This window comes from Pseudomonas sp. DWP3-1-3b3, assembly GCF_049896305.1.
In the GTDB taxonomy this organism is placed as follows: Bacteria; Pseudomonadota; Gammaproteobacteria; order Pseudomonadales; family Pseudomonadaceae; genus Aquipseudomonas; species Aquipseudomonas azotoformans_A.
The window spans coordinates 1,120,114-1,134,131 of sequence record NZ_JAFCUA010000001.1 but is presented as its reverse complement, the minus strand read 5'-3'; the positions used below and the strand labels follow the sequence as shown (position 1 = coordinate 1,134,131).

12 protein-coding genes are annotated in these 14,018 nt (G+C 57.4%); 4 read left to right on the top strand and 8 right to left on the bottom strand.

Annotated features, from left to right (window positions below; all coding sequences use genetic code 11):
• Positions 1 to 9: 9 nt before the first annotated feature.
• The 4 genes from ACP7BX_RS05515 (at position 10) to ACP7BX_RS05500 (ending at position 2,992) form a co-directional block, all read left to right on the top strand.
• Positions 10 to 1,050: a hypothetical protein gene (locus ACP7BX_RS05515; protein ID WP_269132850.1), complete on the top strand. Its 1,041-nt coding sequence runs from the start codon at positions 10 to 12 to the stop codon at positions 1,048 to 1,050.
• Entirely contained in the window at positions 1,043 to 2,290 is a 1,248-nt protein-coding gene (locus tag ACP7BX_RS05510) for an MFS transporter (RefSeq protein WP_426128132.1), read from the top strand. The genes ACP7BX_RS05515 and ACP7BX_RS05510 overlap by 8 nt, the downstream gene beginning before the upstream one ends.
• 105 nt (positions 2,291 to 2,395) lie before the next feature.
• Positions 2,396 to 2,641, top strand: a complete 246-nt coding sequence (locus tag ACP7BX_RS05505; RefSeq protein ID WP_033903367.1) for a hypothetical protein — start codon at positions 2,396 to 2,398, stop codon at positions 2,639 to 2,641.
• Between the two features lie 96 nt (positions 2,642 to 2,737).
• The gene (locus tag ACP7BX_RS05500) at positions 2,738 to 2,992 is read left to right on the top strand and encodes a hypothetical protein (RefSeq protein ID WP_269132853.1); all 255 of its coding nucleotides are present in this window, start codon (positions 2,738 to 2,740) and stop codon (positions 2,990 to 2,992) included.
• A 114-nt stretch (positions 2,993 to 3,106) separates the two neighbouring features.
• On the opposite strand, the gene ACP7BX_RS05495 is transcribed toward ACP7BX_RS05500, so the two are convergent.
• From ACP7BX_RS05495 to ACP7BX_RS05460, 8 genes are all read right to left on the bottom strand, one after another.
• Positions 3,107 to 4,078: a peptide ABC transporter ATP-binding protein gene (locus ACP7BX_RS05495; protein ID WP_016976250.1), complete on the bottom strand. Its 972-nt coding sequence runs from the start codon at positions 4,076 to 4,078 to the stop codon at positions 3,107 to 3,109.
• Entirely contained in the window at positions 4,078 to 5,046 is a 969-nt protein-coding gene (locus ACP7BX_RS05490; protein ID WP_028618822.1) for an ABC transporter ATP-binding protein, read from the bottom strand. Before ACP7BX_RS05490 ends, ACP7BX_RS05495 begins: the two co-directional genes overlap by 1 nt.
• Before the next feature lie 10 nt (positions 5,047 to 5,056).
• Positions 5,057 to 5,968, bottom strand: a complete 912-nt coding sequence (locus ACP7BX_RS05485; protein ID WP_033903370.1) for an ABC transporter permease subunit — start codon at positions 5,966 to 5,968, stop codon at positions 5,057 to 5,059.
• A 10-nt stretch (positions 5,969 to 5,978) separates the two neighbouring features.
• Positions 5,979 to 6,989, bottom strand: a complete 1,011-nt coding sequence (locus tag ACP7BX_RS05480) for an ABC transporter permease subunit (protein ID WP_016976247.1) — start codon at positions 6,987 to 6,989, stop codon at positions 5,979 to 5,981.
• 76 nt (positions 6,990 to 7,065) lie between these two features.
• The gene (locus ACP7BX_RS05475; RefSeq protein ID WP_426128135.1) at positions 7,066 to 8,664 is read right to left on the bottom strand and encodes an ABC transporter substrate-binding protein; all 1,599 of its coding nucleotides are present in this window, start codon (positions 8,662 to 8,664) and stop codon (positions 7,066 to 7,068) included.
• An 80-nt stretch (positions 8,665 to 8,744) separates the two neighbouring features.
• Positions 8,745 to 10,160 (bottom strand): OprD family outer membrane porin, encoded by a 1,416-nt coding sequence (locus ACP7BX_RS05470; RefSeq protein WP_426128137.1) that lies wholly within the window; start codon positions 10,158 to 10,160, stop codon positions 8,745 to 8,747.
• A 170-nt stretch (positions 10,161 to 10,330) separates the two neighbouring features.
• A complete protein-coding gene (locus ACP7BX_RS05465; protein WP_420492063.1) occupies positions 10,331 to 11,908 on the bottom strand; it encodes an ABC transporter substrate-binding protein in 1,578 nt (525 codons plus the stop codon).
• Between the two features lie 331 nt (positions 11,909 to 12,239).
• Positions 12,240 to 13,868, bottom strand: coding sequence for an ABC transporter substrate-binding protein (locus ACP7BX_RS05460; RefSeq protein ID WP_426128139.1), 1,629 nt, complete (start codon positions 13,866 to 13,868; stop codon positions 12,240 to 12,242).
• Positions 13,869 to 14,018: the final 150 nt, after the last annotated feature.

Genomic DNA, 14,018 nt, shown 5'->3' with positions numbered 1-14,018 from the left:
AGTTTGACTATGAGTATATCGATAGATAAATTATGCCATTTTCGAGTCGTGAGAGGTCTTTCCAAAGTAGGGGAAGATGTTGAGATTACCTACGTGGGTGTCAGTGAGGGTTTAGTTTATATCGAGCCTTTTATAGAAGGATGTTACTTTGATCTCTCGTCGATCGTAAGTCAGGGCACCTTCGAGTGGAAAGATCTTGAGCGTTTTTTGAGGAGCACCAAAAGCGAGTTGGTGGTTATGATGGCGCCTGTGCCGACCATAAGCCAGTTTGTGTGTAAAACTGATGTTGTTGGTGTATGTCGTATTCATCAGGAGGTCGATGTCTCGCGAGGGTATGATCATATAAAGAGCCAGATATCCAGAAGAGAGGAAAAACGTAGAACTCAATGTATTGCGCAGGGATTTTATTACAACGTCTCAGTTGAGGATCGTGATTTTTACGAGTTTTATCATTCGATGCATTTGCCAACAATGAGGAATCGTTATGGAGATCTTGCACGAAGTGTGAAAGAAACAGAGGCATATACCGACTTGTTCAAAAAAGGTGTGTTGTTTCGCGTGTACAGAACTCAGGGGTGGGTCGCGGGGAGTGTTTCGCAAATTGATGAATCTAGTCGAATACTTAATGCTCGGCTGATAGGCGTTAAAGAGGGGTGTGATATATATCGCACTGATGGTTCTCAAGGCTTTGTCTATCACTCAATCATAGAGTGGGCGGCCCATAACTCAAGTATTGACTGTGTTGACTTTCAAGGCTGCGAGCCATTTTTGACCAAGGGGACATTTCAATACAAAAAGCGTTTTGGCGCGCGCGCAGTTATTCCTAAAAATAAATTTGGTGATTGGCGTTTGCTTATCCGTGTTGCATCGCTAAGCCTATCGGCTCGACATTTTTTAATAAATAATCCTCTCTTGGTGGAAGATGAACGGGGAGGGTTGAACGCGCAGTACTGCTTTGATGCAACTAACGGTCCGCGTAAAGATATTCCGTATGCCTCAGAGGGAATAAATGGCGCGGTATATCTCAATTTGGATAGTCTATATGACTAGATTAAAATTCATAGTGATGCAGTGGGTAAGGTATTTCAGTCCAGTCGCTTGGGTGCTCGCGTCAATTATTTTCATCAATCGACTGAGTGCCATGGTCAAACTGTTCATGGCGCTGTATCTCCGTCAGGTGCTGGATTTGCCTATTGAGTGGGTCGGTTGGATGTTGTCTGGGTACGGCGCAGGTCTTTTGTTGGGGTCACTAGCGGGTGGGATATTGAGTGACTTTTTTCCAACTGCACGTCTTACTGTTCTGTTGTTATCAGCCTGTAGTATTGCGCTGGCTTCATTAGGGTTCGTGATCGACGTATATCTACTCGCTGGACTGTTGGTGATGGGGGGGATTTTTGACGGTGCTGTTCGAACACTGCACCAACGTTTGATCATGGAGTATTGCGAAGTCTCGGATAGGCAACGGACGCAGGCGTTGAACCGCGTTGCAGCAAATTTGGGTATGGCAGTCGCCGGTTTGATGGGCGGTATGCTGGCGCAGATTGACTTTCGTTGGTTGTTCTTCATTAGCGCCATATTTATGGTTGTAGGACTTGTATGGTTTGCACGTACAATTCTGCATCGCGCCGTACAGGTATATGCAAGCACTCCATCAAGTAACGGCCAGCAGAGCCCTTACAAAAAACGAGAGTTTCGTTGGTTGCTGGTTGCTACTATTTTTCTCGGGCTTGCCTTCGAACCTGTTTATAGCATGCTCGGAAACTACCTTGCAGACTACTATCAGTTTGGTACAAACGTCATTGGATGGCAATTTGCATTGAATGCATTATTGATCGTAGCGCTGCAAGTACCGATTTCTCACTGGACTGAACATTGGGGAGTGCGTCAGCAGATTTTAACAGGCTGCGTGCTTCTGGCATGCGGGTTCGGTATGTTGCCATTTGGATCCGGTCTTTTTTTTGTATCGCTCTCAACAATACTTTGGACACTGGGAGAGATTTTATTTTTACCAGCGCTCAATATTCTTGTTATGCAATTCGCGCAATCAGGTAAAAGCGGACAGTACTTTGGCATTTTTTCGATGTGCTGGAGCGGTAGTGCTCTGGTATCGCCCACGTTGGGAGGGCAGATTTACGGTATGTTCGGTGGGCACAGTATTTGGGTGATCACATCCTTACTGGCTCTGTTTTCAATACCCTTTGTCTATCTGGCCGTCCGTTTCGAACCTCGAGGTGCACAGGGCCTTGTTGTGCCGCATTCCGTGGGCCCAAAAGGATCCACTAAGCGTTGAGCATTACAGGAGAAGGATGCAGTTTTTTTTGTGGCGAGAGTGGCACATCGGGTCTAGCGTTGCGGGTGTAGGAACTGCCCATTGACTGAGAAAGAGGAAGACGCTGTGCCTAGTGTCAAACGCGTCATCTGCTGGATGCTGTTAGCCAGTCTGGGGCTGACCACGGTCCCGGCACTGGCGGGCGCTGGAGCGCCGCAATGGAAAGACACCGGCCCGGTCACCAAGAAAAAACAGCAAGAGGTCAACTCCGGCAGCTGGAAACCGCAAGCCCAGCCCGCCCCGAAGGAAGACCAGGAAAACCCCTACAACGATGGCGAGGACAGTGAAACCTACGACGACGGCGAAACCTGACGCCTGGCGTAAACCCGGCATCGGGGCTAGCGTCAACGCTGGCGGCGGTGAACGGCTACCGCGTGGGATCTACCTACTGACTGGACGGAATCAACCATGAGTATTTTTCAACGTGTTGTGCTGTTGATAAAAGTGATGGTGTTGTTGTCGTTGGGAATGTCGTCGGCCTGGGCGCATAACCCGGTGCAGGGCGGTGTTGTGTCATCGGGGCATAGCCAGGATCTGCAATTGGCGAAGTCCGAGGCGGAACCTGGCGATAAGGACCAGGGTGGCAGCGAGGGTGATGATGACTCCACCACCGACGAGCCGGACAGCGATGATCCGGACGCCGAAGGCGACAGCCAGACGTAGGCTTCGCCCAAAAGAAAGCCCCTCCCGCCAGGCTGATGCGCAACCTGATGGGAAGGGCTGTAGAACACAGGCAATGCCCTGGGCTTGATCACCCAGGGCATTTTTGTTGCGATGTCACGCCACGAACTGCTCCGCGTAGTGGCAGGCCACCTGGCGGTTGTCCAAGGCGCGCAGTTGCGGCTCCTCGGTGCTGCACCGTGCGGTCGCGTACGGGCAGCGCTTGTGGAAGGCGCAGCCAGGCGGCGGGTTCAGCGGGTTGGGCAGTTCGCCGACGATCTTGATCTTCGGCTTGTTCGGGTCCGGGTGGATGGTCGGGGTGGCCGACAGCAGCGCCTGGGTGTAGGGGTGCAGCGGACGGGCGTAGATGTCTTCCTTGGGACCGACTTCCACCGGGCGGCCGAGGTACATCACCATCACGTCATCCGCGACGTGTTGCACCACCGCCAGGTTGTGGGAGATGAACACGTAGGCCGTGTTGAACTCCTGCTGCAGGTCCATGAACAGGTTCAGCACCTGGGCCTGGATCGACACGTCCAGTGCCGAGGTGGGTTCATCCGCCACCAGCACTTTGGGTTGCAGCATCATGGCGCGGGCCAGGGCGATCCGTTGGCGCTGGCCGCCGGAGAACATGTGCGGGTAGCGCTGATAATGCTCGGGGCGCAGGCCCACTTGCTTCATCATTGCCTGCACTTTTTCGCGGCGTTCGGCAGCGGACAGGTTGGTGTTGATCAGCAGCGGCTCGCCGAGTTGATCACCGACTTTCTGGCGTGGGTTCAGCGAGGCGTACGGGCTCTGGAACACCATCTGCACGTCTTTGCGCAGTTGCTTGCGCTGGGCCTTGTCGGCGCCGGCGACTTCCTGGCCGGCGATTTTCAAGGAGCCGGAAGACGGCTCTTCAATCAATGTGAGCGCACGGGCCAAGGTGGATTTGCCGCAACCCGATTCGCCTACAACGGCGAGGGTCTTGCCGGCTTCCAGCTCAAAGGACACGCCATTGAGTGCACGCACCAACGCATGGCCCTTGAACAGGCCACGGGACACTTCGTAGTGACGGGTCAGGTCGCGGGCGGTAAGAACGACGGCCATTACGCCACCTCCTGGTTCAAGGGGTAGAAGCAGCGCGCGAGACTGTTGGTTTTCGGATCAAGCCCCGGACGCTGGGCACGGCAGGAGTCCTGCACATAGGGGCAGCGCGGCGACAGCAGGCAGCCCTGCGGACGGTCATAACGGCCCGGCACGATACCCGGCAGCGTGGCCAGACGCGTGGCGCCCAGGCTGTGCTCGGGGATCGCCTTGAGCAGCGCTTCGCTGTACGGATGCGCCGGAATGTCGAACAACTGCGGCACCTGGCCGACTTCAACCGCTTGGCCGGCGTACATCACGCAGACGCGCTGGGCGGTTTCCGCCACGACTGCAAGGTCGTGAGTGATCAGCACCAGGCCCATGTTCTGCTCTTTTTGCAGGGCCAACAGCAGTTCCATGATCTGCGCTTGGATGGTCACGTCCAGTGCGGTGGTCGGCTCATCCGCGATCAGCAGTTTCGGCTCGCCGGCAATCGCCATGGCGATTGCCACGCGCTGGCTCATACCGCCGGACAGTTGGTGCGGGTAGGCATCCATACGGCTGGCGGCGCCTGGGATTTCAACCTTTTCCAACAGCTCGATGGCCCGCTTGCGCGCTTGCTTGCCGGACATTTTCAGGTGCAGGCGCAGCACTTCTTCAATCTGGAAACCCACGGTGTAGCTGGGGTTCAACGCGGTCATCGGGTCCTGGAACACCATCGCCAGGTCTTTGCCGACGATCTGGCGGCGCTGGCGGTTGCTCAGCTTGAGCATGTCCTTGCCGTCGAAGTTCAGCGCGTCGGCGGTGACGATGCCGGGGTGCTCGATCAGGCCCATCAGCGCCATCATGGTCACGGATTTACCCGAGCCCGACTCGCCAACGATCGCCAGGACTTCGCCTTTGTCGACCGAAATGTCGAGGCCATCGACCACCGGAACGGCGGTCTTGTCGCCGAAGCGCACGTTGAGATTCTTGATTTCTAACAGTGACATGGGAATCTCCTCAGGCGGCGTTCTTGAGTTTCGGGTCCAGCGCATCGCGCAGGCCGTCGCCCATCAAGTTGATTGCCAGCACGCTGAGCAAAATGGTCAAACCCGGCAGGCTCACCACCCACCAGGCGCGTTCGATGTAGTCACGGGCCGAAGCCAGCATGGTGCCCCACTCCGGGGTTGGCGGTTGTACGCCAAGGCCGAGGAAGCCCAGGGCCGCGGCATCGAGGATCGCCGAGGAGAAGCTCAAGGTGGCCTGTACGATCAGCGGCGCCATGCAGTTGGGCAGCACGGTGATGAACATCAGGCGTGGCAGGCCGGCACCGGCGAGGCGGGCGGCGGTCACGTAGTCACGGTTCAGTTCGCCCATCACCGCAGCGCGGGTCAGACGGACATAGGACGGCAGCGACACGATCGCGATGGCGATCACGGTGTTGATCAGGCCAGGGCCGAGGATTGCGACAATGGCCACGGCCAGCAGCAGCGAAGGCAGGGCCAGCATGATGTCCATCAAACGCATGATGGTCGGGCCGAGCAAACGCGGGAAGAACCCGGCGAACAGGCCCAGCAGGATGCCCGGAATCAGCGACATCACCACCGACGACAAGCCGATCAGCAGCGACAGGCGCGAGCCCTGGATCAGGCGTGAGAGCAAGTCACGGCCCAGTTCGTCGGTGCCGAGCAGGAACTGGATCTGCCCGCCTTCCAGCCACGACGGCGGGGTCAGCAGGAAATCGCGGTATTGCTCGCTCGGGTTATGCGGGGCAACCCAGGGGGCGAAGATCGCGCAGAACACGATCAGCACCATGAACAACAGGCCGGCAACCGCGCCTTTGTTCTTGGAGAAGGCTTGCCAGAATTCTTTGTACGGTGACGGGTACAGCAGGCTTTGATCGACTGCTGACACTGGAGTAGGTGTGGTCATGGTCTTGATCTCAGCGCTGGTGACGGATGCGTGGGTTGGCGAAGCCGTAGAGGATATCCACCACGAAGTTCACCAGGATCACCAGGCAGGCGATCAGCAGAATGCCGTTTTGCACCACCGGGTAGTCCCGCGCGCCAATGGCTTCGATCAGCCATTTGCCGATGCCGGGCCAGGAGAAGATGGTCTCGGTCAAAACCGCACCGGCCAACAGTGTGCCGACTTGCAGGCCAACCACGGTGAGTACCGGGATCAGCGCGTTACGCAGGCCGTGCACGAACACCACGCGCGCCGGCGACAGGCCTTTGGCCTTGGCGGTGCGGATGTAGTCTTCGCGCAAGACTTCGAGCATCGACGAACGGGTCATCCGCGCGATCACGGCCAACGGAATAGTGCCGAGCACGATGGCCGGCAGGATCAGGTGGTGCAGGGCGTCGAAGAACGCTTCCGGCTCGTCAGCCAGCAGGGTGTCGATCAGCATGAAGCCGGTGCGCGGCTCGATGTCGTAGAGCAGGTCGATCCGCCCGGAAACCGGGGTCCAGCCCAGGCTGACCGAGAAGAACATGATCAGGATCAGGCCCCACCAGAAGATCGGCATCGAATACCCCGCCAGGGAGATGCCCATCACCCCATGGTCGAACAGGGATCCTCGCTTGAGTGCCGCGATCACCCCGGCCAACAGGCCCAGGATACCGGCGAACAACAGGGCGGCCATGGACAGTTCCAGGGTCGCCGGGAAGAGGGCGGTGAATTCAGTCCACACACTGGTGCGGGTACGCAGCGATTCGCCCAGGTCACCCTGGGCCAGTTTGCCGACGTAATCCAGGTATTGCGCATACAGCGGCTTGTTAAGGCCAAGGCGTTCCATTGCCTGTGCGTGCATCTCGGGGTCGACGCGCCGCTCGCCCATCATGACTTCGACGGGGTCGCCAGGGATCATGCGAATCAACGCAAACGTGAGCAACGTGATGCCGAAAAACGTGGGGATCAGTAACCCCAGTCGGCGGGCAATAAAACTAAACATCTTGTCGTGTACCTCAATCAGCCGGTTAGGCAGGTTCGGCACCGCCAATGTCGACGGTGCCGAGCGTTTCTCTTATTTACTTCACCTGGGTGGTGGCGAAGTTATTTGTACCCAGAGGGCTTTGAGTGAAGCCTTCTACGTTCTTGCGCATGGCGGTGAACAGTTTCGGATAAGCCATGGGAAGCCAGGGTTGGTCCTTATCGAAAACGTCCTGTGCTTGTTCATAGAGTGCAGCGCGTTGGGCGGGTTCAGCGATGGCGCGCGCCTTGTCGATCAAGTCTTGAAACTCTTTGTTACACCAGCGGGCGTAGTTTTCGCCGTTTTTCGCCGCATCGCAACTCAGGTTTGGCGTCAGGAAGTTGTCCGGATCGCCGTTATCGCCCACCCAGCCAGCGGAAACCATGTCGTGCTCGCCGTTTTTAGCACGCTTGAGCATTTCGCCCCATTCCATGACTTTGATGTTCACTTTCAGGCCGATCTGCGCCAGGTCCGCCTGCATGCGCTGGGCGCCGAGCATCGGGTTAGGGTTGGTCGGGCCGCCACCGTTACGGGTGAACAGGGTGAACTCAGTGCCTTCCGGTACGCCGGCTTCCTTGAGCAGGGCGCGGGCCTTGTCCAGGTCGCGGGGCGGGTTCTTCAGCTTGTCGCTGAAACCCAGCAAGGTCGGCGGATAAGGGCCGGTGCCCACTACCGCATTGCCTTTGCCGAACAGGGCTTCGGTGTAGCCAGCCTTGTCGAACGCGATGTTGATCGCGTGACGCACCCGCGCATCGCTCATGTATTTGTGGGTGGTGTTCAGCGCGGTGTAACTGGTGGTCATCGCCGCCAGTTCATCGACTTTCAGGTTCGGATCTTTCTTGATGCTTGGAATGTCATCCGGCTTGGGGAACAACGCGATCTGACATTCGTTGGCCTTGAGCTTCTGCAGGCGCACGTTGTTATCGGTTGAGATCGCCAGGATCAGCGGGTCGACCTGCGGTTTGCCACGGAAGTAGTCGGGGTTGGCCTTGAACCGCGCCTGGGCGTCTTTCTGATAACGGGTGAAGACGAACGGGCCGGTGCCGATGGGCTTGGCGTTGAGGTCTTCGGTCTTGCCGGACGCGAGCAATTGGTCGGCGTATTCCTTCGAATGGATGGAAGAGAATGCCATGCCCAAGTCGGCCAAAAACGGTGCTTCAGGACGGGTCAGGGTGAAGACGACGGTGTGATCGTCGGTCTTTTCTACGCTCTTGAGCAGTTCCTTGAAGCCCATGCTTTCGAAGTACGGGTAGCCCACGAGGGACTTGTTATGCCACGGGTGATTCGGGTCCAGCTGGCGCTGGAAGCTCCAAAGCACGTCGTCGGCATTCAGGTTGCGCGTGGGTTTGAAGTAGTCGGTGGTGTGGAACTTGATGTCGTCACGCAGGTGAAAAGTGTAGGTCAGGCCATCGGCGCTGATCTCGGGCAGGGCTTTGGCCAGCGCGGGGATCACTTCGGTGGTGCCGGGCTTGAAGTCCACCAGGCGGTTGAACATGGTTTCGGCGGCGGCGTCAGCGGTCACGGCCGTGGTGTACAGGACCGGGTCGAAACCTTCCGGGCTGGCTTCGGTGCAGACCACCAGTGGTTTGGCCGAAACGCCGATCGCCACGCTCAACAGCGCGGCAGCCATGGCGGCTTGTAGTGGGAGCAATTTCATTCGGAGCCCTCTGCAATCGATGGGACCAGACAAGCGTAGACGGCGGGCTCGTCCTGAGCCCGCCGTCTACCTGGCGCTGATTAAAGAATGTTGAACGGGATGGTGGTGACCAGGCGGAACTCTTTGATGTTGCCGTCAGCCTGTTGGGCGCTGGCGCGGTGAGTCACGTAGGTGCCCCGGATAGTGGTGGCCTTGAGCGGGCCGCTCTGAATCGCGTAGGACGTGCCAACACCGTATTCCTGGTGCTTCTCGCCATCCATCAGGCGCAGGTCACTGCGCGATGCGCCGGCTTCGCCGTAAGCGGTGCCATTGTAGTGAGTACCGTCGATGCCCCAGCCGCGAGCCGAGTAGACGTTGAACTTCAGGCCTGGCACGCCGTATTCGGCCATGTTGATGCCGTAGGCGATCTGGAACGACTTCTCGTTCGGGCTGTTGAAGTCCGAGGTCAGGGAGTTGGCCAGGTAGATGCCGTTGGTTTCGTGCAGGTAGTCGAAGTACTCGTCACCGTTCACTTCCTGGTAGGAGAAGGTCAGGGTGTGCGCCTGGTGGGTCAGACCCAAGGACAACGAGTAAGTATCGTTGTCGATGTTGCCCATCTTCTTGCTGCCGGTATCGGTGGTCTTGTAGTAGTTCAGGCCGGTGGTCAGTGCCAGGGTCTGTGCATCACCCAGTTCGTGGGTCGCGCCGAAGTAGTACTGGTTCCAGAAGTCTTCGACGTTGGCGGCGAACACGCTGGTTTTCAGGCTCTTGAACGGCTGGTAGTTGAAGCCCAGGGTCTTGACCTTGTCGGTTTCCTGGCCATTGCCGTATTCAGAGCGGAATTTCGACAGGCTCTGTTCGGTACGCGGCGAAACGCGATCGAAGATACCGCCCTGGAACGACAGGTTGCTGAACTCTTCGCTGTTGAAGCTCACACCTTCGAAGCTCGAAGGCAGGGCACGGTTGCCGATGGTGTCGACGATACCGCTGCTGAAGTTCTGGCGGCCGGCGGTCAAGGTGGTGTTTGAAACACGGAACTTGACGTTGGCCAGGCCCAGTTTGCTCCACTGGCCTACTGCGTCGCCGAAGGAGTGAGCCAGGGTGCGGTTGGAGCCGCCGGCGATGTCTTTCTGGTCGCGGTCAAGTGCGATGTAGTTGTAGGCCGCTACTTCGGTGCTGACGCCAACGGTGCCTTGGGTGAAGCCCGAGGTGTAGTTGAGGATGGTGCCCTGGGCCCAGTTGTAACGGCGTGAAACACGGGTGCTTACGTCGTTGGCTTTATCTTCGGCGGTTTTGTAGTAGCCGAACTTCTGGCCACGAAACTTCATTTCGTTGGAGTACCAGTTACGGGTTGTACCGCCCAGGCTTTGACCGTCGATAAAGCCCTTGGCCTCGCTTTGGGCACTGGAACCGGCCAATGTGGTAGGAACGAAGTCCTGGCTGGCGGATTCAGCGTAGGCGGTGGCCGTGATGCTGCTGATGGCCAAGGCCAGAAGCGCTTTGCTGCTCAGTTTCATTGATGAAGCTCCTTTGGTTCTCTTTTTAATGCCGGTCTTTTTTGGTGATCCGGCTATTGGGTGTGTAACTCGTTCAAGCCTTTGCAAACGTTTGGCGTAGGAAATCTCCCAACAAAAGGCCGCGCGTTTGCAGCAAGGCGGTCTCCGCCTTGCGCAATCCGGTTATTTTCTTATGGGGTGATACTGACGCCCGAGAACACGTTGCGGCCGAAGGGGCTCACTTTGAAACCTTCGACCTTGGCGCTTAACGGCTGGTTGACCGTCGAGTGGGCGACGGGCGTGATCGGCACCTGCTGCTTGAGCAGTTGCTGCGCCTGTTTGTACAGAACAGTCCTTTGTTCGCGGTCGGTCACGACCTTGGCTTGCTTGATCAGCTTGTCGTACGCCGGGTCACACCACATGGAGTAGTTGTTCCCGCCGATGGCGTCGCAGCTGTAGAGGGTGCCCAGCCAGTTGTCCGGGTCACCGTTGTCACCGGTCCAGCCGATCAGGCTCACATCGTGCTCACCGTTCTTGGTGCGCTTGATGTACTCGCCCCACTCGTAGCTGACGATCTTGACCTTGAGGCCGATCTTGGCCCAGTCGCTTTGCAGCATCTCGGCCATCAGCTTGGCGTTGGGGTTGTACGGACGTTGTACTGGCATCGCCCACAGGGTGATTTCGGTGCCTTCTTTAACGCCGGCGGCCTTGAGCAGTTCCTTGGCTTTTTCCGGGTTGTAGGCAGCGTCCTTGATGCTGTCGTCGTAGGACCACTGCGTCGGTGGCATGGCATTGACGGCCAATTGCCCGGCGCCCTGGTACACGGCGTTCAGGATGCTTTGCTTGTTCACCGCCATGTCCAGCGCCTGGCGCACTTCGAGCTGGTCGAAGGGCTTGTGGCGCACGTTGTAGGCGATATAGCCAAGGTTGAAACCCGGCTTGGTCAGCAGTTGCAGGTTCGGGTCGGCCTTGAGGGCATCGACGTCAGCCGGGCGCGGATGCAGGGTCACCTGGCATTCGCCGGCCTTGAGCTTTTGCACCCGCACCGAGGCGTCGGTGTTGATGGCGAAGATCAACTGGTCCAGCTTGACCTTGCTCGGGTCCCAGTACTGTTTGTTGGCCACATAACGGATCTGCGAATCTTTCTGATAACGCTGGAACACGAAAGGGCCAGTGCCGATTGGCTTCTGGTTGATATCGCTCGGCTTGCCATCCTTGAGCAACTGGTCGGCGTACTCGGCCGAGAGGATCGCGGCGAAGCTCATGGCGATGTTCTGGATAAACGCGGCGTCGACCGTGTTCAGGGTTATCACCACGGTGTGCGGGTCGGTTTTGGCGACCTTGGCAATGTTCTTGTTCAGGCTCATCCCGTTGAAGTACGGAAACTCGGTGGGGTAGGCCTTGCGAAATGGATGGTCGGGGTCAAGCATGCGGTTGAAGGTGAACAGCACGTCGTCGGCGTTGAAGTCCCGCGTTGGCTTGAATTCCTTGTTGCTGTGGAATTTCACCCCCTCACGCAAATGGAAGGTGTAGGTCAGGCCATCTGGCGAAATATCCCACTTGGTTGCCAGCGCAGGTACGACACCGGTCTCGCCCTTTTCAAACTCAACCAGGCGGTTATACAGCGGCTCCGCTGCATCGTTATCGGTGGCGGTGGTGTATTGCGCGGTATCAAAACCGGCCGGGCTGCCTTCCGAGCAGAACACCAGGCTCTGCTTGTCGGCGGCGTGGCCCATCGTGGCCACAGCCAGCAGGCTGGTGGCAAACATTGCGGATAGAACGGTGGTATGGCGCATGACGATCCCGATCCTTGATTGTAGTTGTCATCAGCGAGCAATCACCCTGGCGTTTGGCCAGGGTGACATCACTGATCCCACACGCAGCAAGTGCCATTCCGAATTGGTTGCCTCTGCTGTCCTACGACGTTATGGGTCGCGGACCTGGCAGTAAATGCACCAAATCGGATTGACCTTGTAGGCAACGGAGTCACGCATCGCAGTTCATTGCTGTAGGACGCAACGGTTGCGAGTGTGGTCTGTTTCCTACGGTCTAGGCGGATGCAATAACGGCGACGTTATGAAACGTCGCCGCCAATGATCCTTACTTGCCGCTGACGCTCACGCCGTAGAAGGAGTTCAAGCCAAACGGGCTGATCTTGAAGTCCTGCACGGTGGAACGCATGGGTTGATACACCGTCGAGTGCGCGATAGGTGTCATCGGGACAGCATCTTTGAGGATATGTTGCGCCTGCTTATACAGCTCGGTGCGTTTGGCGACGTCCGACGTAGCCTTGGCTTCTTTTACGATGCCGTCGAATTTCTTGTCGCACCATTTGGAGAAGTTGTTGCCTTGCAGCGAGTCGCAGCCGAACAGCACGTTCAGCCAGTTGTCCGGGTCACCATTGTCACCGCTCCAGCCAATGATCATGGCCTGGTTCTCGCCACCTTTGGAGCGCTTGATGTACTCGCCCCACTCGTAGCTGGTGATCTTCACGTTGAGACCGATCTTCTTCCAGTCGTTCTGCAGCATTTCTGCCATCAGCTTGGCGTTCGGGTTGTACGGACGCTGAACCGGCATGGCCCACAGAACGATTTCAGTCCCTTCCTTGACGCCCGCTTCCTTGAGCAGCGACTTGGCTTTCTCAGGGTCGTACTTGGCGTCCTTGATGGTGGTGTCATACGACCATTGGGTTGGTGGCATGGCGTTGACGGCCAGTTGGCCGGCGCCCTGGTACACGGAGTCGATGATCTGCTGCTTGTTCACCGACATGTCCAGCGCCTGGCGTACGCGCAGGTCGGCCAGCGGGTTGGGCTGGTCGCTGCCCTTGACCTTGTCCATGACGTTGTAGGCGATGTAGCCCAGGTTGAAACCGGCTTGGTGCGGCAGTTTCAGGTCCTTGTCATCGCCCAGCGCCTTGAGGTCGGCCGGACGAGGGAACAGGGTGATCTGGCATTCGTTTTTCTTGAGCTTCTGGATACGCACCGACGGGTCGGTAGTGATGGCGAAGATCAGGTTGTCGATCTTCACGTCTTCAGGTTTCCAGTAGTCCTTGTTGCCGGTGTAACGGATGTTGGAGTCTTTCTGATAGCTCTTGAACACGAACGGGCCAGTGCCGACCGGCTTCTGGTTGATGTCCGCGGCCTTGCCTTCTTTCAACAGTTGGGCGGCGTATTCAGCCGACTGGATCGAAGCGAAGCTCATTGCCAGGTTCTGGATGAAAGCGGCGTCCACGGTGCCAAGGGTGAACTTGACGGTGTGCTCGTCGACTTTCTCGATGTTCTTGATATTGGTGTCCATCCCCATGTCCGTGAAGTACGGGAACTCGGTGGCGTAGGCCTTACGGAACGGATCGTCCTTGTTGATCATGCGGTTGAACGTGAACAGCACGTCATCGGCATTGAAGGGACGGGTCGGTTTGAAGTACGAGGTGGTGTGGAACTTGACGCCATCACGCAGGTGGAAGGTGTAGGTCAAGCCATCCGGGGACACGTCCCAGCTGGTGGCCAGCCCAGGAATCACAGCGGTGCCGCCGCGCTCGAACTGGGTCAGGCGGTTGAACATGGTTTCGGCCGAGGCATCGAAGTCTGTTCCGGTGGTGTACTGGCCTGGATCAAAACCGGCCGGGCTCCCTTCGGAGCAGAACACCAGGTTAGTCGCCGCTTGGGCGAAAGGAGCTGCGGCCATAAGGCCAGCGCTAACAATTAACGGAATGACTGCGTGTTTAAGCATGTTGGCCTCATGATTTGTTGTCATTTTTGGTGGTGAGGGCGACCTCGTGAGTCGGCCTGCGGATACTTATGCAGGCGCCATACCCATTGCAAGATGCTGAACCGTTACGAAGGTAAAACAGTGGTACGAACGTACAGGAATGTCGCAATT